This window comes from Rhodococcus sp. 105337 (assembly GCF_012844225.1).
Taxonomy (GTDB): domain Bacteria; phylum Actinomycetota; class Actinomycetes; order Mycobacteriales; family Mycobacteriaceae; genus Rhodococcus.
The window spans coordinates 1-21,967 of the sequence record NZ_JABAGQ010000014.1; the positions used below are offsets into that span (position 1 = coordinate 1).

Genomic DNA, 21,967 nt, shown 5'->3' on the forward strand with positions numbered 1-21,967 from the left:
GTATCCAGCACGACTCGTTGATCACTACGTCTACTGCAGAGCCGATCCGAAGTCCACCACTCCACGGGGCACTATCCAAACTGTTCGGCGTACCCGAACTCGACCAGGTGCGTCACATACGAGTGCCGCAGACTGTGCAACGTCAACTCCGGCGCAAGTCCCGCCTCATCCCGCAACTGCGCGAACCGTCGATCCAGATACCGGTAACCCACCCGGGTGCCCCGCTCGGTCGGCCACAAACCCGGATTCGCGACCGGATGGAACCGATCCCGAACCTGCTCGACATAGATCCGTAGACCCTCGATCGCCCACTCGAACTCCGGCAGCGAGAGCACCGAGCGACGCTTGGGAATGCTGCCCTTGGACGACTTGCCGTGCCGCACATATATCAACGCGAAGCTGCCCCACTGCGGTGCCTTCGGGTTCGAACGCAGATCCACCAGGTCCAAGCCCAGCACCTCGCGCCGTCGCAGACCCCACGCGTAGGTCGTCTTGAGCAACTGCGCATCCCGCAGCGCCGCCAACGCACCCTTGCGGCCCTGCCGCACCAGCTCGTCCACCCGGCCGTCCGCGACCGCGAACAATGCCTCCAACTCGTCGTAGTCCAACGGCCGCCGTCCCGGGCGCCCTTCGAAGTCGGCGGTGTGCGCGACGGTGTTCCACTCGAAACACACCTGCGTCGGCACCGCCCCGAACCGCGATCGGCACTCTGCGACCCAGCCGTACCGCTGATCGGTCACGAAGTTCAAGAACGCCCGGATCGTCAGGTGATAGATCCGCACCGTCGACCGCGCCAAGGGCCGGACGCCGCTGAGCAAGTGCGTGGTGAAGTCCTCCACATCACCCGGCAACCATTGCCACGGGTACGTCTCGGTGAACCGCTGGAACCGTTCCACCTGCCACCGCCGCATCAAGATGGTCTGGGACGCCAATCCCCGGCTGGTCTGCTGACGGGCGAAACCCTCGAGCATCGCTGCGAACACCGCTCCGGGCTCGTTGAGCAGCACGACACCCCGCGACCTCAGGCTCAGAACCTCGTCGCTGTGATCCATCGCAACATAATTGCATTAGAAGCATCATTGTGTCGATGTCTGCGGGATTTCTGCAGTCGTTACTCGGTCTTTGGTTTGGAATTCTCGATCGGACTTACTGCTGCGCCGCACCTTCGAACCTGACAGTCGATGAACAGGCACAACGGTCTGCAGCCTGCTCCGGATGTCGCGAAAGAACGGGTAGGAATAACCTCGCACACCATGACGGGAAACGAGAACTTCGAATCAGATCGACAAGAGGGAGGACGTGAACGAGGTTCGGGTTCTGGGGACACCCCATCCGCAGACGCGGAGTCGACAGCCAACAAGAAAAAGCACCGGTCTTTCCTCCGAGAGTTGCCGATCCTCGTTGTTGTCGCACTGGCACTGAGTTTTCTGCTCCAGACGTTCCTGGCCAGGGTGTACTTAATCCCCTCCGAGTCGATGGAGCCGACGCTCCATGGTTGCGTCGGCTGCACGGGAGACCGGATTGTGGTCGACAAGGTGACCTATCGGTTCGGCGACCCCGAGCCAGGTGATGTCGTTGTCTTCAAAGGCCCGCCGTCGTGGAGCACGGAATACCAATCGACACAGTCGGACAATGTCGTTGTCCGTGGTGTCGAGACCGTGGCATCGTGGGTCGGCTTGGTCCCACCGGACGAGAATGACCTGGTCAAGCGTGTGATCGCGATCGAAGGGCAAACGGTGCAGTGCCTTCCCGAAGATCCGACCGTGCTCGTTGACGGTGAGCCTCTGGACGAGCCGTACATCGACCGCACGCTGCGCGGAAATGACAGTGCATGCCAAGGTATCTTCTTCGGACCAGTCACCGTTCCGCAGGGGCACGTGTGGGTGATGGGTGATAATCGGACGAATTCGAAGGACTCACGGTTTCATCTGGGCGACGAACTGCAAGGGACGATCCCGGTATCGGAGATCATCGGCAAGGTCCGCTTGATTATTCTTCCCCCGTCTCGGTGGGGCGTCGTTCATGCCGTGAACCCGCAGTAGCAGCTGGGCGCTCTGTCCTTGCCTGTGAATAGTGCGCCAGTATCGTGTTGCATCAGGTCGAATAGTTCCCGGTTTGCATCCCGTCCTCGCAGTACGGGCAACTGCCGCACCCGATGAACGACGGCACGACGACGCGGTCACCGACCCGCACCGACGTCACCTCGGGGCCGGTCTCGACGATCTCGCCCATGAACTCGTGGCCGATGACGTCGCCTTCCCGCATGCCGGGCAGGTACCCACCGAGGAAATGCAGGTCGGAACCGCAGGTGGTGGTCAGGCGCACCCGCACGATCACATCGTGCGGGTTGACCAACCCCGGGTCGTCGACTGTTTCGACGGACAGGTCGTTGACACCCATCCAGCACAGGGCCTTCATCATCGGTCTCCTTCCGTGCCGCGTGCGCTCGGACTTCCGTGGAGTGTGGGCATCTCCCCGGTCTGCATCAGTGCCCGGGCCCGGTACAGCGCGGTGAAGGTCAGCGCTCCCGTCACCAGGTCGGGTGCCGGGGTGTCGGCACGCAGGGTCATCTCGGTGCCGCGCCCACGAGGGGCGTCGGCCACGGCCAGCACCAGACGCGGGCCCGGCGCGTCGGCGTCGTCCTCACCGGTGAAGGCGAGTCCTTCCTCGGTGACGTCGACGCGGGTGTCCCAGGTCATAGGATCTCCGCCGGTGTCCCAGTGCCACCGCAGCCGGTTCGCCTCCGCTGTCTCCACCCGGACGCGATCGCCGAACAACCGGGTCAGGTTGTCGGGATCTTGCCAGAACTGCATGACCTGCGCGCGGGGCGCAGCCACGGTGACGGTCTGCGGTCGTCCGGCGTCGGCGGGCCGGTCGGCGGCGCGGCGGACCAGGCCGCTCACCGCCTGACCGGCGTTGCCGACGGCCCTGCTGATGTCGATCACGGTCGCCTCCTCACTCGAGGTGTCGTGCAGGATTGCTGCGTCACGCTTCTCTGCCGGGACGTCTACCCGCGGACAGCGACGGTAAACGGCCCGGACGCGACGACCGGGCCGACACCTCAGCCCTTGCCAATACCGTTGCGATCGAGCGTGTTTCAGGCCCTGCGGGATTCGAGCAGCCGCAACCACACTTCGCTGACCGTCGGGTAGGACGGCACCGCATGCCAGAGCGTGTCGAGGGTGACGTGCCCGACGAGGGCGACGGTGGCGGCATGGACGAGTTCACTCACGTCGGTGCCGACGAAGGTGGCCCCGACGAGGGTGTCGGTGGCACGGTCCACGACCAGCGCGGCGTGGCCGGTGAAGTCGTCGCGCGACAACGCGGCGCCGGCCACGTCGATGTCCGCTTCGAGCACCTCCACGTCGAAGCCGTCGGCGCGGGCCTGCTCGGCGGTGCGCCCCACCGCGGCGATCTCCGGGTCGGTGAAGATCACCTGGGGGACCTGGTGATGGTCGGCGCTCGCCCGGTAGCGGGGCCCACCGAGGGGGCGACCCTCGGCCCGGGCGGCGATCACGTCGCCGCACACCCGCGCCTGATATTTGCCCATGTGGGTCAGTGCGGCACGACCGGCGACATCGCCCACGGCGTAGAGCCAGTCGCCGTCCACGCCCTCGACGGTGAGATGGTCGTCGACGGTGACGGCCGCGTCGGCGGACAGACCGACCGTGTCGAGCCCGAGCGCCGCCGTCGTGGCGCGACGGCCCGTCGCCACCACGATCTCGTCGACGTCGAGAGTGCTGCCGTCGTCGAGGTCGACGGTGACCGTGCCACCATGGATCCGGCCGATGCCGGTTTCCCGCACGTCGGGCCGGGTGACCTGCTTCACCGCCGCGTGATGACGCACCGTGACGCCGTGGGCCCGCAGCGCCTCTGAGACCATGTCGGCCGCGAACGGCTCGACGCGGGGCAGCAGGCGCGATCCGCGCACCACCATCGTCAACTCCTCGACGCCGAGTTGCCGCAACCAGGTGGCGGCTTCGCACGCGACGACGCCACCGCCGACCACCAGCACACGGCGGGGGATCTCCAGCAGATTGGTGGCGTCGCGCGAGGTCCACGGCAACGCCGCACGCAGGCCGGTCGTGTCGGGAATCGCGGCGACGGTGCCGGTAGCCAGCACCACCGCATGCCGGGCACGGAGGGTGCGGGGCTGATCGGGGTGGGCGTCGGTGACGGTGACGGTGCGTTCCCCCGCGAGGCAGCCGCGCCCGCGCACCACATCGATGCCCGCGGAGCGGGCCCACTCCACCTGCCCGCTGTCGTCCCGGTGACTGGTGAAGCCGTCGCGGCGGGCAAGGACGGCGGGCACATCGACGCCGTGTGCGCTGACCTTGTCGCCCACACCTGCCACGTGCCGCGCCGTCGCGAGCACCTGGGCGGGGCGCAGCAGCGCCTTGGAGGGCATACACGCCCAGTACGAGCATTCCCCACCGACGAGTTCGTGTTCGACAAGGGCGACGGTGCGGTCGCTTCCGGCGACGGCATACTGCGCGGCGTTCTCGCCGGCGGGCCCACCTCCGAGCACGATCACGTCGTAGGTGTCGTCATCGGGGTCGCGGGGCCCGGAAGGACTGTCGGCGCGGGTCACCCGTTTCACGGTAGGCGGCGAGGAGCGTCGGCGGACCGGTTCCGGAGGATCGACCGGACAATTCCGGCGCGGTCAGTCCAGTTGCGGGGACCGGGCGTCGAACACCAGCCCCATCGGTGCGAGCACCCGCACCACCTGCTCGGCGGTCCACTCGTCCAGGTCGCACAGCAACACCGATCGCCACGGGGTGATCACGACCGGCCGTTCCACCGCGGCAAGGAACTCGGCGAGCCGCGCCGGCAGCACCCCGCCGGGGAGACCGCCGGCGAGCGTGACCGCGCCGTCGGTCTGGTCGAGCCACCCGATCGGAGCCGGCGGCGGCGACGGCAACGGTTCCGCCGCATCGGGTTCCCCGGAGGGCGGGGTCCCGGCGAGCAGGATCTCGGCGGCGGTGTCCGGGTCGATGCGCAGGCCGGTGTCGACGCCGTCGCGCACCAACGCCATTCGCCCGTCGGGTCGCGCGAGGACCGCGACGTGCGGGGCCAGCGCGACGATGTCGCCGGTGCCGTCGTCGATGCCGTAGATCCGGGCGGCGCGGTCGGGGGAAGCGTGCAGCCGCGCCGCGACCGCCCGGACGAGAGGACGGATGTCACGGTGCCCCTCGAGGCGGCCGCTCAGCGGTGAGGCGAGGACGCGGGGCCGGGTCGGCGCGTCGACGGTGAGCCCGATCGCGTCGAGCCGCGAGACGATCGGTTCGGCGTCACCGCGCAGCAGGATCTGTGCCCGCTCGGTCAGGTGTAGTTCGCCGCCGCCGTGCGACTCGGCGAGTTCCGCGAGCGCACGCAACTGCGCTGCGGTGACCACGCCACCGGACAAGTGGACTTCGACCTCGGCGTCGGGCATGTCACCAGGCTAGATCGTCGTGCGGTCACCGACCACATCTTCCGCTGCGTCCCGTCCGGTGTCGATGCACGTCCGGGCCGGGAAAAGACCGTAGGGTGTCGGCCATGTCCGACACTCGCTCCGAGCGCCCCTCGTTCGCAGAGCTCTCCGAGGCCAAGTACATCCTGCTCACCACCTTCCGGAAGGACGGGACCCCGGTGGGCACCGCGGTGTGGGCGGCACCCGACGGCGACCGGCTGCTGGTGTGGACGGCGGCGGATGCCTACAAGGTGCGCCGGCTGCGGCGCGATCCGCGCCTGACATTGGCGGTGTGCGACGCGCGCGGCAACGCGAAGTCCGCGGCGGTCCCCGGCACCGGCGTGATCCTCGACGCCGAGCAGACCGCCCATGCGCGTTCGGTGATCGCCCGCAAGTACGGACTGCTCGGCCGGATCACCGTGGGGGCCAGTGTGCTGCGCCGCGGCCGCACCGGGACGGTGGGGCTGGCGTGTTCCCTCGATCCCGACACCGGAACTACCGACACCGGAACTACCGACACCGGAACTACCGACACGCAGTAACCGACGGCAACGGGGGACCGATGCGGCACACCTACTACTCCCAGGCGGTTGCCGTCGCGCTCGCGAACAGTCCGCTGGTCCCCGAGACCCGGCGCGGCCGATGGCTGCTCGCAGCCGGTGTCGAGGCCGCCGCACCGTGTGCGATCAGCCGGAACGTGGTCGTGCAGGGGTTGGGCCGGCTGTCTCTCGGTGCGGGCACCTTCGTCAACGTCGGGTGTTACTTCGACACGGTCGCCGACATCACCGTGGGGTGTCGGGTGTTCCTCGGCGATCATGTGCGGGTGCTGACGAGCAGCCACCTGACCGGGGGCTCCGAGCAGCGGGCCTCCACCCTGACCGGGGAAGCGGTGACCATCCGTGACGGCTCGTGGATCGGCTCGAGCACGGTGATCCTGCCGGGAGTGACCATCGGTCCCGGGGTCGTGGTGGGCGCGAATTCTCTCGTCACGCGCGACTGCGCCGCCGATTCGCTGTATATGGGCAGTCCGGCGCGGTTTCGCCGCACGCTGCCCTGACCGGGATACGGCAGCGACCGGGATCCCACCGTGACATCGGACACAGCGGCGAGAGGATCAGCGTGTCGTAGTTTTGCTGTGACACCGATCTTGTTCGACACCCGATCGTTCTTCCGCCCGCCCCTGCATTCCCACTCGCAGCATCACATCCGCCAGGAGACCGCATGACCGTGCACGACTTCACCGTTCGTACCGCCGAAGGAGACGCCGTCTCGCTCGGTGAGTACGCCGGTTCGTATCTGCTCATCGTCAATGTCGCCAGCAAGTGCGGTCTGACGCCGCAGTACGAAGGCCTCGAAGCGCTGCACCGCGCGACCGCCGGCAAGGGACTGCAGATCATCGGGTTCCCCTGCAACCAGTTCGGGGAGCAGGAACCGGGCACCGACGCGGAGATCCAGGAATTCTGCAGTCTGACCTACGACGTGACGTTCCCGGTCTACGGCAAGGTCGAGGTCAACGGCGACGACGCGGACCCGCTGTACCGGTACCTGCGCAGCGCCGCACCCGGCGACTTCGGGCCCGATCACGGTTTCCTGTTCGAGCACGTCCGCACGACCCGACCCGAGGCCATCGGCACCGACGAGGTCAAGTGGAACTTCACCAAATTCCTCGTCGACCCCGCCGGTGCGGTCGTCACCCGGTTCGAACCGACCGTCGCCCCCGAGGCCATCGGCGCCCAGCTCGCCGAGCTGCTCTAGCTGTACCCGCCCCAGCGGTCCGGCACCGCCCCGGCGGGGCTCCGTACGCCCCGCCGGGTACCCGTGGTCAGCGCGCCGCGCTGACCGACGACATGTGGAAATCCGGGATCCGCATCGGCGGCATCGCGGTGCGGGTGAACCAGTCCTTCCATTCGCGAGGCAGCGTGCGCTCGGTGTGTCCGACCTCGGTAGCCCGGCCCAGCAGCGCCACCGGGGACTCGTTGAACCGGAAGTTGTCCACCGCGGCCCGCACCTGCCCGTCCTCGATCAGGTACACCCCGTCGCGGGTCAGTCCGGTCATCAGCAGGCTCGCCGGGTCGACCTCGCGCAGATACCAGAGCGTGGTGAGCAGCAACCCGCGTTCCGTCCCGGCGATCATCTCGTCGAGGGACGCGCCGGTACCGCCGGTGAGCAGCAGGTTGTGACCCGGTGCGGTGGGCTGGGCGGAAAACTCCGCGGCTGCGGCACGCGGATAGGCCAGCGCGTGTACCGTCCCGTCCCGGATCCAGTCGACGCGGCCGGCGGGCAACCCGTTGTCGAACACCGACACCGCATCTGTCGAGGTGGTCGCCGTGACGAACGGCGCGTATTGCAGGCCCGGCGCCGCCGGATCGGAGGTCAAGGTCAGCGGCAGGCCGGTGAGTGTGTCGCCCAGGCGGGTGCCGTGCGGACCCGACCACACCGTGCGACCCTCGTGCGCGCCGAGGCCCTCCATCGACCACATCAGGGAAATCATCAGGTCGGCCACCGCGGAGGGCGGCAACACCGTCTCGTAACGCCCCGCCGGCACCGACACCGACGTCGCGGCCCAGTCCAGTCGTCGGGACAGGTCCTCGAGCAACCGGTCCATCCGAACATCGGTGAAATCGGTGGTCCCCGCCCCGACCCACGCGCTGGCACCGTCGAGTCCGCCACGTTTGCCGGTGATCTCGAGGGACCCGTCGGGTTGCGTCCAGCGCCGCCGCAGCCCCGTCGAGGTCCCCAGCCAGCTGGTGCGCACCCGATGCTCCGCGAACCCGTACAGCGCGTCGGATCCGTCGAAACCGTGTGCCAGAGCACCTATGACGGGATCGAACACGTCGATGCCGGTGCGTCCGGCCGGTGCGTCCCAGTCTGCGGGTGTCCCGTCGCCGGCGACGAGCGGCACGGCGTCTCCGGCCGGTGGGGCGGCGCGGGCCGCGGCGTCGGCGGCCTCGGTCACCGCGGTGACCTCACCGCGGTGCACCAGCGGCGCGGTGACGATGCCGCACCGGGTACCGGATGTCGTGTGCCGCAGCGCGATCACCGTCGCCGTCCGCGCACGCGTCGACCCGTTGGTGGTCATCGAGTTGCCCGCCCACCGCAGCGCTGCTTCCTCGGTGTCGTCGACCAGAACGATCGTCTCGTCGGCCGTGGACGCGGCGAGCGCCACCTCCACGAGATCCGCTGCGGGGATCATCGGCTGCCTTCCTGCACGGTGTTGAGCACGTTGACGCCGCGCACCAGCACCGACGGGCACCCGTGGCTGACCGAGGCGACCTGGCCCGGTTGCGCCTTCCCGCAGTTCATGGCGCCGCCGAGTCGCCAGGTGGACGGCCCGCCGACCGCCTCGAGAGCACCCCAGAACTCGGTGGTGGTCGCCTGATACGCCACGTCGCGGACCTGCCCGACGAGCCGGCCCCCGCGAATCCGGTGGAACTGCTGACCGGTGAACTGGAAGTTGTAGCGCTGCATGTCGATCGACCAGCTCCGGTCCCCGACGACGTACAGGCCGTCCTCGACACCGGCGATCAGGTCGGCGGTGCTGCGATCGACGACGGGGTCCGGTTGCAGCGAGACGTTCGCCATCCGCTGGATCGGCACATGGTGGGCGGAGTCGGCGTAGGCGCAGCCGTTCGATCGCGCCGCCCCGAGTTTCGGCGCGAACGCCCGGTCGAGCTGATAGCCGACGAGCACCCCGTCGCGCACCAGATCCCACGACTGGGCGGCGACCCCGTCGTCGTCGAACCCGGTGGTGGCGAGGCCGTGCGCGGTGGTGCGGTCGGCGGTCACATGCATCGCGTCGCTGCCGTACCGCAACGTGCCCAGCCGGTCCGGGGTCGCGAACGACGTGCCGGCGTACGCGGCCTCGTAGCCGATCGCCCGGTCGTACTCGGTGGCGTGCCCGACCGATTCGTGGATGGTCAGCCACAGGTTGGTGGGGTCGATCACCAGGTCCGTCGGACCGGCCGTCACCGACGGTGCCTGCGCTTTCTCGGCCAGCAGGCCGGGGAGCCGGTCCAGTTCGTCCGTCCAGTCCCAGTGGGTGTCGGAACTCAGGTACTCCCAGCCGCGCCCGACCGGCGGCGCCAGGGTGCGCATCGACTCGAAGGTGCCCGCCCGGCGGTCCACGGTGACGGCCTCGAGTTGGGGGTGCACCCGCACCCGCTGCTGGGTGATCGACGATCCGGCCAGATCGGCGTAGAACGTCTGCTCCTTGACCTCCTCCACGCCGGCGGTGACGTGGTCGACGCCGGCCGCGTCGAGGAGGCGGCGGGAGAAATCGCCGAGCAGCGCCACCTTGTCGGTCGTGGGCACGGCGAACGGGTCGATCTCGTACGAGGAGGTCCACACCGCGTCCCGGTACACCGGCTCGTCCGCCCATTGCACCGGGTCCCGGTTCAGCGGCCGCACCGCCCGGGCGACCGCCACCGCCCGCGCCGCCGCGTCCGCCGCCCCCGCCGGTCCCGGCACCGGGTGCGACGCGAACCCCCAGGTGCCGTCGAGGAGGACCCGCACCGCGAGCCCGCAGTCGGTGCCGTCCACCGCGGCCTGCACCGCTCCGTCGCGCAGCGTCAGCGAGTGGGTGCGTACCCGCTGCACCCGCACGTCGGCATGCGTGGCCCCGGCGGCGCGAGCCACCGACAGTGCCGCATCGGCGGCGGCCCGCAGCGGCAGGGCCAGAAAATCGTCGTCCACACCGGTCACCGGCCTACCGTAGCGACTGTCTCACCCGAACTGCTGGAAGCCGAGCCGCACCGCCATCGCGACGACCACGACCAGCAGCACCACCCGCACGAACCCGGCACCGCGCTGCAACGCCATCCGGGAGCCGAGCATCGACCCGGCGACGTTGCACACCGCCATGGTCAGCCCGAGGGTCCACCACACGTGCCCGCCGATCGCGAAGACCGCCAGTGCGCCCACGTTCGAACCGAGGTTGATCACCTTCGCCATCGCGGCGGACTTGACGAACTCGCTGCCGAGCATCGCCGCGAAGATGAGGATCAGGAAGGTGCCGGTGCCCGGGCCGAGGATGCCGTCGTAGAACCCGATCACCGCGGCCGCGCCGACGATCACCGTCACGATGCGTGTCGCGCTGGGGCGGTGCTGCTCCGTTCCGGAGCCGAGCTTGGGCCGGGCCGCGACGAACACCGCCACCCCGACGAGCACCACGATCACGATGGGGATGAACACCTCGCGGTCGATCAGCGACACCGCGGCCGCGCCCGCCCCGGCGAAGACCGCCGCGACCAGCGCGGCCGGCGCCAGCACCGACCACCGCAACGGAATCCGGCGCGCGAAGGTCCACACCGCCGCGCCGGTCCCGAAGATCGCGGTGAGCTTGTTGGTGCCCAGCGCCGCCTGCGGCGCCAACTGAGGCGCGACCAGCAGCAACGCCGGCAACAAGATCAGCCCGCCGCCGCCGACCACCGCATCGACCCATCCGGCGGCCGTCGCCGCGGCCAGCAGCACGGCCCAGTCGCCCACATCCATGCGCGCCATTCGATCATGGGGCGAGCACACCGACCGGATCGCCTCCGCGTCTGTGCGCCGCGCCGGGAGCAAACTCGGCTTCTCGTACGTTGAACAAACGAGTCCCTCACCCGAGAGACGTTCGCGCCGGACCCGGCGTACGGAAGGACCCCGCGTGTACCTGTTGCTGTTCGTCGTCTACGTCGCCGCGGAGATCGCTGTGCTGGCCTGGCTCGGCTCCACCGTCGGCGCCCTCGCCACCGTGCTGATCTTCCTGGCTGTCAACGTCGCCGGGTATCTGGTGCTCGGCGCCCAGGGCCGCCGCGCGCTGCGCGGACTCGGCCGGCTCCGCAGTGGCCCCCTCCCGCCCACCGGCTCACCCGACAAGATGCTCACCGACGGTGCGCTCATCGGCGCCGGAGCCGGCCTCGTGCTGCTTCCCGGCTTGATCACCACCGTCCTGGGCATCGTGCTGCTGCTGCCGAGCCGCGCACTGCTCCGCCCGGTGGTGCGCGCCGTGGCCGCCCGCACCGCCCGCACCCACGCCGCCACCTGGCGCGGACAACGCCTGGTGGTGGTCGACGGTCAGGTCGTCGAGAACACCGTCGTCGGGGCGGCGCCCCATCTGCCCGGTGGCCCCGGCCGCGGCCCCGTCGGCACGACCCGGCCGGACGTGGTGGACGGCGAAATCCTCGAAGGGGAGATCGTCGAGACCCCGCGGCAGCCCCGCCGCCCGTGACGGGGCAGACTGGGCAGTTGTGAGTCCAGCACCGCACACCCAGCTCTTCGTCGGCGGCCGCATCTACAGTGCGAGCGCACCCGACGCCACCGCGATGGCCGTCACGGACGGAACGATCGTGTGGGTCGGGCAGGACCGCACCGGACGCGTCCTGCACCCCGACGCCGAGATCGTCGACCTCGACGGCGCGTTCGTCGCACCGGGATTCGTCGACACCCACGTGCATGTCACCGCCCACGGGCTCGCCCTGACCGGACTGGACCTCACCGGCGCCGCGAACCGTGACGACGTGCTCCGCCGGGTAGGGGAGTACGCCGCCGGCCGCGACGACGCCGTGATCTGGGGCCACGGCTGGGACGAAACCCGCTGGCCCGATCCCACCCCGCCCACCACCGACGAACTCGACGCCGCCGCACCCGGCCGCCTGGTGTACCTGGGACGGATCGACGCACATTCGGCGGCGGCCTCCACGGCGCTGCGCGTCGCCGCCGGCGCGCTCGACATGCTCGGCGGCTACCACCCGCAGCGCCCGGTCACCGCCGCAGCCCACCACGCGGTGCGCGCCGCGGCCCGCACCGGGCTCACCGCACCGCAACGGGCCGAGGCCCGCACCGCCGCGCTCGACGACTTCGCCGCGCACGGCATCGTCGCCGTCCACGAATGCGGCGGCCCCGACATCTCCGGCCGCGACGACTTCACTGAACTGCTCGCCACCGACCACCCGGTGGAGGTGCGCGGCTACTGGGGACAGGCGGTCCGCACCGCCGACGACGCCACCGCCCTGCTCGCCGCGACCGGTGCGCACGCACTCGGCGGTGACCTGTTCGTGGACGGCGCGTTCGGATCGCACACCGCGTGGCTCGCCGCACCGTACGCAGACCGGCCGGACTGCCACGGCACCGCGTACCTGAGCACCGAGGAACTCGCCGACCACGTGCGGGCCTGCACCACCGCCGGCATCCAGGCCGGATTCCACGTCATCGGGGACGCCGCCGTCGCCGCCACCGTGGCGGCATTCGACGCGGTCGCCGCAGAACTGGGCGGACCGGCGGTCGGTGCACGCGGCCACCGCCTCGAGCATGTCGAGTCCATCACCGGCCCACAAGCCGAACAGCTCGCCCGGTACGGCGTGATCGCCAGCATGCAACCGATGTTCGACGCATTGTGGGGCGGACCCGACGCGATGTACGCCCAGCGCCTGGGCACGGCGCGCGCCGCGACCCTCAACGCGTTCGCCGGTATCGCCTCGACCGGGATGTCCCTCGCGTTCGGTTCCGACGCGCCGGTGACTCCGCCCCGGCCCTGGCAGATGCTGCGCGCCGCAGTGCATCACCGCACCCCCGGAAGCGGCATCTCACCGCGAGCCGCATTCGCCGCCTCGACCCGCGGTGCGTGGCGCGCCGGTGGCGTGCGCGACGGGATGGCCGGAACTCTCGATCCGGGTGCCCCGGCGTCGTACGCGCTGTGGGAGGCGGGGGACCTGGTGATACGCGCCCCCAAGGACAGCGTGCAGCGCTGGTCGACCGACCCGCGCTCGCGGGTCGCGCCGCTGCCCGACCTCGCCGACGGCACCGACGATCCGGTACTGGTGCGCAGCGTGCACCGGGGCCACGTCGTGTACGCACGGTGACCGCACCGGCCGGCCCGACACGGAGGCGGACCGCCACCGTGGTGGGCCTGCGGATGGCCGCGGCGCTGCTCGCCGGAGTGCTGCTGTTCGCAAGCTTCCCGCCGCGACCGCTGTGGTTCCTCGCACCGGTCGGCATCGCCCTGCTCACCGCGGTACTCACGGTGCAACCGATGCGGCGACGCGCCGGTTTCGGATACGGCTACCTCGCCGGACTCGGGTTCCTGGTACCGCTGCTGCCCTGGGTAGGGGTCTATGTGGGGCCGCTGCCGTGGCTGGCGCTCGCCGCCGCGGAGGCGGTGTTCGTCGGCCTGTTCGGGGCACTGGCGGTGCATCTGCGCACCCTGCCCGCTGCGCCGCTGTGGATCGCGGCAGCGTGGAGCGCCACCGAATTCGCGCGCGCGTCGGTACCCTTCGGCGGATTCCCGTGGGGGCGGCTCGCGTTCGGGCAGCCCGACGGGGTGCTCGTGTCCCTCGCCGCGCTCGGCGGCGCCCCGCTCGTGTCGTTTGCCGTGGCGCTGACCGGCACCGGTCTGGCCGCGTTGGTCTCGGTCGTCGTGCGCAGCAACGGTGCCCGCCTCGACCGGCGGGGCGCCGTGCGGGCCGCGGCGTGGGCGGCGCTCGCGCCCCTGGCCGCGCTGGCGGTGTGGCCGCTGCTGCGCACCGACCCCGCCGACTCGCCGGTGGTGACGGTCGCGGCGATCCAGGGCAGCGTGCCGCGACTGGGCCTCGACTTCAACGCACAACGCAAAGCGGTGCTCGACAATCACGTGGCGCGGACCCTGGAACTGGCCGCGGACGTGCGCGCCGGCGCGGTGCCGCAACCCGATGTGGTGATCTGGCCGGAGAACGCGTCCGATATCGACCCGCTGCGCAATGCCGACGCCGCCCGCGACATCACGGCCGCGGCGGCAGCGGTACAGGCGCCGATCCTGGTCGGCACGGTGCTGCGCAACGACGACGGCACCACCAGCAACTCGGTGATCGTGTGGGACCCGCAAGCCGGACCCGGAGAGCAGCACGACAAACGGATCATCCAGCCGTTCGGGGAGTATCTGCCCTACCGCTCGTTCTTCCGTCTGTTCTCCGAGTACGCCGACCGGGCGGGCAACTTCGTACCCGGCGACGGGGACGGGGCGGTCACCGCGGACGGCATCACCATCGGGGTCGCGACCTGCTACGAGGTCGCCTTCGACCGGGCGTTCTCCGATTCGGTGGACGCGGGTGCGCAACTGCTCGCGGTGCCCACCAACAACGCGACCTTCGGCGACACCGAGATGACGTATCAGCAGCTGGCGATGTCACGGGTGCGGGCGGTCGAACACGGCCGCACCGTTGTGGTCGCCGCCACCAGCGGGGTCAGCGCCATCGTCGATCCGGACGGGTCGGTGCAGCAACGCACCCCGCTGTTCGAGCCCGCAGCCCTGGTGGCGCAGGTGCCGTTGCGGGCAGACGTTACGCTGGCAAGTCGGCTCGGACCGATCCCGGAGCTCGTGCTCTGTGTCGGTGCCGTGGTCGCCGCCGGTCTCGCCCTCGTGCGTAGCCGACGTCAGAACGCCGGTCCGGGAGCAGACCCCGCGCCCGGCACCGCAGGAGCACCGGCCCCCGGCCGGTTCGACAGGGAGGACCTTTGATGGCATCGGCGACGCCGGCCGGGAACGACAGCGCACCCAGCGCCCGCACCCTGGTGATCATTCCGACGTACAACGAGCGCGACAACATCGGTCGGATCGTCGAGCGGCTGCACGCCGCCCTGCCCGGCACCGACGTGCTGATCGTCGACGACGGCAGCCCCGACGGCACCGGTGCGATCGCCGACGGCCTCGCCGCCGCGGACGACCGCATCCACGTGATGCACCGCACCGAGAAGAACGGGCTCGGCGCCGCGTACATCGCCGGGTTCCGATGGGGACTGGACCGCGACTACACCGTGCTGGTGGAGATGGACGCCGACGGCAGCCACGCCCCCGAACAGCTGCATCTGCTGCTCGAGCGCGTCGACGCGGGCGCCGATCTGGTGCTCGGCTCCCGGTACGTGCCGGGTGGCACCGTGGTGAACTGGCCGTGGCACCGCGAGGTGCTCTCGCGCGGCGGCAACATCTATTCGCGTCTCGCGCTCGGGGTGAACGTCAGCGACATCACCGGGGGATACCGCGCCTACCGGCGCGAGGTGCTCGAAACCCTCGATCTCGACGCGATCGCCTCCCACGGCTACTGCTTCCAGGTGGATCTGGCGTGGCGGACGCTGCAGGCGGGGTTCACCGTCGCCGAGGTGCCGATCACGTTCACCGAACGGGAGATCGGGGAGTCGAAGATGAGCGGGAACATCGTGCAGGAGGCATTGCTGCGGGTGACGCTGTGGGGGCTGCGCAGCCGCTACGAGCGGGTGCGGGCGCTGCTGCAGCGCAACTGACCGCCCGCCCAGCCGCGCACGTCAGGACCGGCCTCGCCGGGCACGGTGCGCGTCGAACGTGTCGCCGGCGCCGACGGACGCACACAGGCGGCGGATCGCGCTGCAGTCCTGTACCACCGGTTGGTGCGCGGTCGCCGCGGCGGTGTCCGCGATCAGTTCCCGGCCGCCGGGGACCTGTTCGTGCGCGACGATCGCCGCCCAGGTGGTCATGTCGCCGCCGGTGAAGGCATCGACCCCGGCGGCGAGCGCGTCGAACAACAACTCACGGTCTGCGGCGTCCAGTTCGGTGAACACCGTGGTGAACAATTCCCCGGTGAGGGTGGCGTGGCACAGTTCGTCGCGCCGGTGGACCGCGACGGTGGCCCGGTTGACCGGTTGCACGGTCTCGTCGCCGGTGAACAGCGCGAGATACGCGCTGATCGACGTCTCGGCGACCGTGGTGAACGCCAGTTGCACCAGCGCCGCGTGCCGCGGATCGACGGCGCGCTGCAACTCCGCGCGGTGTGCGCGCAGGGTGCGGCACGCGGGGAGCACCGCGTCGGGCAATGCCCAGCCACGCCCGCGGCGGGTGAGCGCATTGGCGTTCTGGTGCATGAGGGTGTGGTACTGCTCGTCGACCATCGCCTGCATCACCCCGACGACCACGGTGTCCGGCGGAGCGAGACCGAACACGTCGGAGGTGATCAGCCCGAAACCGGGATTGACCACGTACTGCTCGATGTCGATGACGTTCTTGTTGTAGGCGATCCACCCCCACGCCCGCAGCCGCGCGCGGGCGGGCTCGTCGAGTGCGAGGTACCGGGGATGGGTGTGGAACGGCAGCAGGGTGTCGGGGAAATCGTCGCGCGCGGGTTCGAACAGCGCATCCAGGTCGGGTTCGGATTTCTTCACCGCGGCGCGCCGCGGCCACGACCGGGTCAGGCCGCGAATCACCGCGGCGGCGACCGGGTCGCCGGTGTCGTGGCCGGGAAGCTCCGGGGGCCGCAACCGGGCCCGCAGCTTCGCGGCGTCGCGATCGGTCATGGCGACACCCCGTTTCGCACGGCGTCCGGTGCGTGCAGGTCCGACGGGAGCAGGCCGAACAGTTCCCCGCACAGTGCCCGGTACTGCTCGCGGTCGTCGCCGAGGGCGCGGTAGCCGCGTGCGGTCAGCGCCGCGAACCGGTCGGGGTCCTCGGCCGCGTCGAGGTCGTCCAGGGCGGCGCGCAGGGCGCGGCGGGCGTCCGCGGCGTACGGATTGGCCACCTGGATCTCGTGATACACCGCCGGTGTGCCGGACGCGATCCGGGCGAGCAGTGCCCGCAGCAGCACGTGCGGCGGGGGAGCGGCGGTCGCGGCCGTCGGTGGTCCCAGCCGGTCGAGGGCACCGCCGAAAGCGAGAACCACCGCGTGGGTCAGCGCCTGAGTGGTCGCCGTCGCGCGGTCGTGCTCGGCGGCGCCGACCTCCACGACCCGCGCACCCCAGCGGCCTACCGCGTCGACGAACGCCCCGACTGCGGGGCCGTCCCGGTGCCGCACCGCGAGTACGGGGCGCCCGGCCCAGCCGAGCGCCGGAGCGAACATCGGATTGATACCGAGCGCCTCCCGGTCCGGCAGGCCGGTACCCAGCGCCGCAGCGAACGGGGTTTTCACCGACAACGTCTCTACCAGCAGCGCCTCGGGGCGCAGCAACCCGGCCAGGGCGGGCAGCGCGGCCACGGCGACGGCGTCGGGGACGGCGAGGATCACCGTCGGCGCCGCGCGCACCGCCGCCGCGACGTCCGGGGTGGGCGCGGCGATGTCACCGGGCAGCACCGCGGCGCCGGCTGTGCCGGTCGTCGGGGCCGGAGCGCCGGGGTCGATCGCCAGCACGCGGTGGCCGTCGCCGGACAGGGCCGCGGTGAGCATCGCGCCGACCGCACCGCAGCCCCCCGCCACGACGACGCGGCCTGGTCCGCCGGCGGTCACGGCGCGGTGCCGTCGGGTCGGGCGCGGAGTGCGGCGTTGCCGTCGGCGGGATCGGCGTCGGTCTCGGCCAGGCAGCGCCGCATCACCAGCGATTTGACGAGCGTTTCCTCGAGTTCGTCGTCCGGGTCCGACAGCGCGACGATCGCGCCGCCGATACCGAAGGTGACCTGATGGTCGGTGGCGACCATCGTGCGGATCACGATCGACAGGTCGGCGGTGCCGGTGGGGGACAGGTAGCCGATCGCCCCGGAATACACCCCGCGCGGACCGTCCTCGAATTTGTCGATGATCTCCATGGTGCGCAGTTTCGGTGCGCCGGTCATGGACCCGCCGGGGAATGCGGCGCGCACACAGTCCACGGCGGTAACGTCGGGGCGCAGGGTCCCGCGCACGGTGGAGACGAGTTGGTGTACGGCGGAATAGGTTTCGATGTCGAAGAGTTTCGGCACGTGCACCGAACCCGGTTGGCACACGCGGGAGAGGTCGTTGCGCACCAGGTCGACGATCATCAGGTTCTCGGAGCGGTCCTTCTCGCTGACGAGCAGACCGTCGCGCAGTGCGGCGTCCTCGGCGGCGGTGCGGCCCCGGGGCCGGGTGCCCTTGATCGGTTTCGACTCCACGATGCCGTCGGTGCCGATCCGCAGGAACCGTTCCGGGGAAGCGCTGAGCACCGCCACCTCCGGGAAGTCCAGCAGCGCACTGTACGGGGTGGGGCTGATCTCCCGCAGTGTCCGGTAGGTGCGCAGCGGGTCGATGGTCCGGTCGACGGTCGCGGTGTTGGTCAGGCACACCTCGTACGTCTCGCCGCTGCGGATCTCGCTCTGGCACTGCTCGATCATCTCCAGGTAGTGCGCCGGTGTGTGCCGCAACCGGATCTGCAGATCGTCTTCGTCACGCAGCAACGGCACCGCCGTCGGGGCGAGAACATCGGTGTCGGCGAGCGCGGCGAGCGCCGCGGCGGTGGCGTCGAACCATGCGACGGACGCGGGATCGTCGGGTTCGTCCGACAACGCCAGGAGATAACAGCGGCCCGCCTCGTGGTCGAGGACGACCGCACGGTCCGCGAACACCATCGAGGCGTCCGCGATCGGGGAGGTGTGCACCAGTTGCCCGCCGGCGTCGGCCTTGAGTTCGTAACCGAGATAGCCGACGTATCCGAGTGCGAACGCGAACGGCAGATCGTCGCGGGGGGTGATGCGCCGTTCGGCGAGCCGCGCATCGAGGTAGTCGAAGAAGGTGCGGTGGTACTCGGCGACGGGCGCACCCGCACGGTATTCGCGCACCAGGGTTTCGGCGACGCTGTAGGTGACGAACTCGGCGCGGGGGCCGGACCCGTCGCCCATCACCGTGAACCGGGAACCGGGTTCGGTGGTGACGGAGCCGTCGAGCCAGAAGCTGTGCGGGTCGTCGGCAAAGAGTGTTTCGTAGACGGCGTGCGGCGCCGGGTGGAAGTCGAGGACCCGGGTGTCGAGCACATATCGGGGTGGGGCCGGTTCCGGCGGTGTCGGGGCGCTGACGGTGATCGGTGTCCGGGCCGGGGTGGCGGCCCGGAAGTTGCCGAGCAGTTCGGTGCCGTAGCAGGTGCAGATCGATTCGGGATGGAATTGCACTCCCCACAGCGGTCGGTTCCGGTGCTCGACCGCCATCAGCAGCCCGTCGTCGGTGTAGGCGGTGGCGACGAGCTGGTCGGGGACGTGCTCGGCGATCAGCGAGTGGTAGCGGACCGCGTCGAACGGGGACGGGATCCCGGCGAACAGACCGGTGCCGTCGTGCACGATCCGGCTGATCCGGCCGTGTACCGGCTCGGGGGCGGGCACCACCGCACTGCCGAACAGCTGGCACAACCCCTGGTGGCCGAGGCACACGCCCAGGACCGGCAGCCCGGAGTCGGCGAGGATGCGGTCGCTGATCCCGAAGTCGCGGGGCCGGTCGGGGCGTCCCGGGCCGGGGGAGACGACGATGTTGTCGAACCGGTGCAGCCCCAGTTCGTCCCACACGGTGTCGTTGGTGACCACGACCGGGGGAACTCCGTTGACGCGGGAGAGCAGGCTGTAGAGGTTGTAGGTGAACGAGTCGTAGTTGTCGACCAGCAGGGTTCGGGTCGGTGGCGGCGCAGACATGGCGGCCTCAGATCTGGGGGTCCCCGGAGCGCGCCGGGCGCGGACCGGTGTCGGCGCCCGCGGCGGCGACGATGTCGTCTTCGAGCCGGCAGGCTTCTCCGATGAGCAGGGTGTAGAGCGCTTCGACGAAGTCGCCGGACAGTCCATTACGGTGCGCGTAGTCCTGGGCTCGGCGATGCACAGCCTGCATCCGGCCGGGTTGGAGCACCGCGATGTTGTGGCGCCGTTTGATTTCCGCGACGCGGGCGCAGAGCGCCAGCCGGTCGCGGACGTCGTCGAGCAGTGCGCGGTCGACTCGGTCGAGTTCGGTGCGCAGAGCGTCGAGTTCGGTTTCCGGTGTCGGTGCGGTCGTCGTATCCGCCGCGGTATGCCTGTCGTTCACGTGCGCTCACCCCTGTACAGCCCCCGGGGGTGGGGGTCGGATCGTGAAGTGTTCGACGGTGCCCGACTCGTCGGTTGGTATTCGCTCATGATTGCACGCAGCCGAACGGGGTGCCGACAATTGATGGATTTGTGCCACTCCGGCAATGCAATTGCGTCCGGGACGGAAAAGCGTGCCGGCCGATACCGCAGACAAAAGGCGAATGCCGTTGCGGGAACAATTCCCGCAACGGCATTCGGAGGTGGTGCTGGCCGGGCCTGTCAGGCGCCGCGGCGCTTCGCCTTGATCAGATCGAGGCGTTCCTGCAGCAGGACCTCGAGTTCTTCGACGGAGCGGCGTTCGAGCAGCATGTCCCAGTGCGTGCGCGGCGGCTTGACCTTCTTCGGCTCGGGTGCCGCGCCCTCGACGAGGGTGCCTTCCAGCCCGTTCTTGCACATCCAGGTGCCGGGGATCTCGGCTTCGTCGGCGAACGGAACATCGAACTCTTCGCCGTTGTCGCAGCGATAGCGCGCGATCCGCCGCGGCGCCAGATCGTGGTCACGGTCGGTTTCGTAGCTCACCGCGCCGAGCCGGCTGCCTCGCAGTACACGATCTGCCATGGTGGTGTCCTCTCTTGTGTGCTCCACCCGCTGGTGGGTCCGCCTTGCAGGCGGGCGCCCACGCGGGATCAACGTTCACCTCATGTCAACGTCGACGGGGCCGATTCCGTTCCCGCGGCCCGCCTCGAGGCCGGATACACCACATTACCGGCCGCCTCCACAGCGTCGGTAAAGTGTCCGGACATGACCGACCGCACCCGTCCGCCGGGCAGCTGCCTGTGGTGCGGACGCCCGGTCCCGGAGATCGGGACGGGCCGGCGCCGCCGGTACTGCCGGCAGTCGTGCCGGCAACGCGCGTACGAGCAGCGCCACACCACCCGCGAGGCGGGATTGCCCGAGGACGCGGTGGTACTCACCGCCGCCGAGGTGGAATCGCTGGCGGACCGCGCCTATCTGGTGCGCTGCGCCGCCGAAGATGTGGCCACCGCGGTCGCCGAGGGCGCCGACGCGGCGGAACTGGGCCGGTTGTGTACCGACCTGGTGTCCCTCGCCCGGGACGCCGAGCGGATCCGCTGACCGGACCCGCCCGGCCGGGCGTCAGGCGAAGAACCCGCCGATCGTGAACACCACCTGGCAGAAGGCACCGTTGGTGTAGTTGATCGAACCGAAGAGGCTGGCCAGCACCGGGCCGGTGCCGGTGTTGACCGTCTTCGACAGTTGCGGCACCCCGCCGGCCTTGTCGTCGAGGGTCTCGATGCCGCCGCGGAAGGTCTCCATGTTGAGCCAGACGAATTTGAGGTCGGCGGCCGCAGGGGTGACGGGGATGGTCGGTGCCACGAAGATCTTGAGCTGCCCGATCTGTACGTCCGGGTTCACGTTGGGGCCCGGTTGCACCCAGCCGGTGGTCATGGCGTACGGCACGAGGCCGCCACCGCAGCCGGGTCCGAGAGTGGGGGCGGGCTGCATGAACGGCTGCGGAGTGTTGCGCGGCGGCGGCGCGAACAGCGCCGACCCCGTTCCGGCGCCCAGCATGTCGTCCACGGCGCGCAGGGCGTCCGGGTCGGGTGCGGCAGCGGCCCGCAACTGGTCGAGGGGCAGGCCCGGCGGAGCGGGCTCGGCAGCGGCCTGCGCGGGCAGGGCGACGGCCAGTGCGGTGGCGAACAGGGCGCCGAGAATACGGACGGTCCGGCGACGCGGCATCTGAGGCTCCTTCGGGTCGGCTGCGAGAAGTCGTGCGGGAAGGCGGCGAGCAGCGTGATCCACGGGCAACGGGGCCCGGG

Annotated in this window: 22 protein-coding genes and 1 pseudogene; 9 read left to right on the plus strand and 14 right to left on the minus strand. The window is 70.4% G+C overall.

The genetic code is table 11. The features are described from left to right. Nucleotides 1–71: 71 nt before the first annotated feature. Entirely contained in the window at nucleotides 72–1,052 is a 981-nt protein-coding gene (locus tag HF886_RS18540) for a tyrosine-type recombinase/integrase (protein WP_169653130.1), read from the minus strand. A gap of 201 nt (nucleotides 1,053–1,253) precedes the next feature. Here HF886_RS18540 and lepB point away from each other — a divergent pair, with 201 nt between their 5' ends. Beyond that, nucleotides 1,254–2,042, plus strand: a complete 789-nt coding sequence (gene lepB, locus HF886_RS18545) for a signal peptidase I (protein WP_169653131.1) — start codon at nucleotides 1,254–1,256, stop codon at nucleotides 2,040–2,042. A gap of 85 nt (nucleotides 2,043–2,127) precedes the next feature. Here lepB and HF886_RS18550 read toward each other — a convergent pair. From HF886_RS18550 to HF886_RS18565, 4 genes and pseudogenes are all read right to left on the minus strand, one after another. Then, nucleotides 2,128–2,418, minus strand: a pseudogene (locus HF886_RS18550) (alcohol dehydrogenase catalytic domain-containing protein); the annotation flags it as partial. Continuing rightward, on the minus strand, nucleotides 2,418–2,945 hold the full coding sequence (locus HF886_RS18555) for an SRPBCC family protein (protein WP_346765201.1): 528 nt from the start codon (nucleotides 2,943–2,945) through the stop codon (nucleotides 2,418–2,420). The gene HF886_RS18555 and the pseudogene HF886_RS18550, both read right to left, overlap by 1 nt. Before the next feature lie 152 nt (nucleotides 2,946–3,097). After that, nucleotides 3,098–4,591 (minus strand): NAD(P)/FAD-dependent oxidoreductase, encoded by a 1,494-nt coding sequence (locus HF886_RS18560; RefSeq protein WP_169653132.1) that lies wholly within the window; start codon nucleotides 4,589–4,591, stop codon nucleotides 3,098–3,100. 72 nt (nucleotides 4,592–4,663) lie between these two features. Then, nucleotides 4,664–5,434: a precorrin-3B synthase gene (locus HF886_RS18565; RefSeq protein WP_169622290.1), complete on the minus strand. Its 771-nt coding sequence runs from the start codon at nucleotides 5,432–5,434 to the stop codon at nucleotides 4,664–4,666. A 104-nt stretch (nucleotides 5,435–5,538) separates the two neighbouring features. Here HF886_RS18565 and HF886_RS18570 point away from each other — a divergent pair, with 104 nt between their 5' ends. From HF886_RS18570 to HF886_RS18580, 3 genes are all read left to right on the plus strand, one after another. Then, nucleotides 5,539–5,994, plus strand: coding sequence for a PPOX class F420-dependent oxidoreductase (locus HF886_RS18570; RefSeq protein WP_169653133.1), 456 nt, complete (start codon nucleotides 5,539–5,541; stop codon nucleotides 5,992–5,994). A gap of 20 nt (nucleotides 5,995–6,014) precedes the next feature. Beyond that, nucleotides 6,015–6,509 carry an acetyltransferase gene (locus HF886_RS18575; protein WP_169653134.1) on the plus strand — a complete coding sequence of 165 codons (495 nt, stop codon included), beginning with the start codon at nucleotides 6,015–6,017 and terminating at the stop codon, nucleotides 6,507–6,509. Nucleotides 6,510–6,673: 164 nt separating this feature from the next. Next, the gene (locus HF886_RS18580) at nucleotides 6,674–7,207 is read left to right on the plus strand and encodes a glutathione peroxidase (RefSeq protein ID WP_169653135.1); all 534 of its coding nucleotides are present in this window, start codon (nucleotides 6,674–6,676) and stop codon (nucleotides 7,205–7,207) included. 67 nt (nucleotides 7,208–7,274) lie between these two features. On the opposite strand, the gene HF886_RS18585 is transcribed toward HF886_RS18580, so the two are convergent. The 3 genes from HF886_RS18585 to HF886_RS18595 are packed head-to-tail and all read right to left on the minus strand — an operon-like array spanning nucleotide 7,275 to nucleotide 10,942. Next, complete coding sequence (locus HF886_RS18585; protein WP_169653136.1) at nucleotides 7,275–8,645, minus strand: metallopeptidase TldD-related protein; 1,371 nt, start codon at nucleotides 8,643–8,645, stop codon at nucleotides 7,275–7,277. Further along, nucleotides 8,642–10,153 carry a TldD/PmbA family protein gene (locus HF886_RS18590; RefSeq protein WP_169622294.1) on the minus strand — a complete coding sequence of 504 codons (1,512 nt, stop codon included), beginning with the start codon at nucleotides 10,151–10,153 and terminating at the stop codon, nucleotides 8,642–8,644. The genes HF886_RS18585 and HF886_RS18590 overlap by 4 nt, the downstream gene beginning before the upstream one ends. 21 nt (nucleotides 10,154–10,174) lie before the next feature. Next, nucleotides 10,175–10,942, minus strand: coding sequence for a TSUP family transporter (locus HF886_RS18595; protein ID WP_169622378.1), 768 nt, complete (start codon nucleotides 10,940–10,942; stop codon nucleotides 10,175–10,177). A 154-nt stretch (nucleotides 10,943–11,096) separates the two neighbouring features. On the opposite strand from HF886_RS18595, the gene HF886_RS18600 reads away from it, so the two are divergent. Genes HF886_RS18600 through HF886_RS18615 form a run of 4 tightly spaced genes read left to right on the plus strand, consistent with a single transcriptional unit; the run spans nucleotide 11,097 to nucleotide 15,700 of the window. Then, on the plus strand, nucleotides 11,097–11,660 hold the full coding sequence (locus HF886_RS18600) for an FxsA family protein (protein WP_169622295.1): 564 nt from the start codon (nucleotides 11,097–11,099) through the stop codon (nucleotides 11,658–11,660). 19 nt (nucleotides 11,661–11,679) lie between these two features. Further along, nucleotides 11,680–13,290, plus strand: a complete 1,611-nt coding sequence (locus HF886_RS18605; protein ID WP_346765409.1) for an amidohydrolase family protein — start codon at nucleotides 11,680–11,682, stop codon at nucleotides 13,288–13,290. Nucleotides 13,291–13,343: 53 nt separating this feature from the next. Further along, nucleotides 13,344–14,921, plus strand: a complete 1,578-nt coding sequence (lnt, locus tag HF886_RS18610) for an apolipoprotein N-acyltransferase (RefSeq protein ID WP_169653179.1) — start codon at nucleotides 13,344–13,346, stop codon at nucleotides 14,919–14,921. Continuing rightward, entirely contained in the window at nucleotides 14,921–15,700 is a 780-nt protein-coding gene (locus HF886_RS18615) for a polyprenol monophosphomannose synthase (protein WP_169622296.1), read from the plus strand. The genes lnt and HF886_RS18615 overlap by 1 nt, the downstream gene beginning before the upstream one ends. 21 nt (nucleotides 15,701–15,721) lie before the next feature. On the opposite strand, the gene HF886_RS18620 is transcribed toward HF886_RS18615, so the two are convergent. The 5 genes from HF886_RS18620 to HF886_RS18640 form a co-directional block, all read right to left on the minus strand. Next, nucleotides 15,722–16,723, minus strand: a complete 1,002-nt coding sequence (locus HF886_RS18620) for a diiron oxygenase (RefSeq protein ID WP_169653137.1) — start codon at nucleotides 16,721–16,723, stop codon at nucleotides 15,722–15,724. Next, nucleotides 16,720–17,646 carry a prephenate dehydrogenase dimerization domain-containing protein gene (locus HF886_RS18625; RefSeq protein ID WP_346765410.1) on the minus strand — a complete coding sequence of 309 codons (927 nt, stop codon included), beginning with the start codon at nucleotides 17,644–17,646 and terminating at the stop codon, nucleotides 16,720–16,722. The genes HF886_RS18620 and HF886_RS18625 overlap by 4 nt, the downstream gene beginning before the upstream one ends. Beyond that, nucleotides 17,643–19,766, minus strand: coding sequence for an aminodeoxychorismate synthase component I (gene pabB, locus HF886_RS18630; protein ID WP_169653138.1), 2,124 nt, complete (start codon nucleotides 19,764–19,766; stop codon nucleotides 17,643–17,645). Before pabB ends, HF886_RS18625 begins: the two co-directional genes overlap by 4 nt. Before the next feature lie 7 nt (nucleotides 19,767–19,773). After that, nucleotides 19,774–20,148, minus strand: coding sequence for a chorismate mutase family protein (locus HF886_RS18635; protein WP_169622299.1), 375 nt, complete (start codon nucleotides 20,146–20,148; stop codon nucleotides 19,774–19,776). Between the two features lie 260 nt (nucleotides 20,149–20,408). Then, nucleotides 20,409–20,747, minus strand: a complete 339-nt coding sequence (locus HF886_RS18640; protein WP_169622300.1) for an RNA polymerase-binding protein RbpA — start codon at nucleotides 20,745–20,747, stop codon at nucleotides 20,409–20,411. A 183-nt stretch (nucleotides 20,748–20,930) separates the two neighbouring features. Here HF886_RS18640 and HF886_RS18645 point away from each other — a divergent pair, with 183 nt between their 5' ends. Next, nucleotides 20,931–21,263, plus strand: coding sequence for a hypothetical protein (locus HF886_RS18645; RefSeq protein WP_169622301.1), 333 nt, complete (start codon nucleotides 20,931–20,933; stop codon nucleotides 21,261–21,263). 21 nt (nucleotides 21,264–21,284) lie between these two features. Here the strand turns inward: HF886_RS18645 and HF886_RS18650 are convergent, their stop codons facing one another. Next, the gene (locus HF886_RS18650; RefSeq protein WP_169622302.1) at nucleotides 21,285–21,887 is read right to left on the minus strand and encodes a hypothetical protein; all 603 of its coding nucleotides are present in this window, start codon (nucleotides 21,885–21,887) and stop codon (nucleotides 21,285–21,287) included. Nucleotides 21,888–21,967 lie beyond the last annotated feature (80 nt).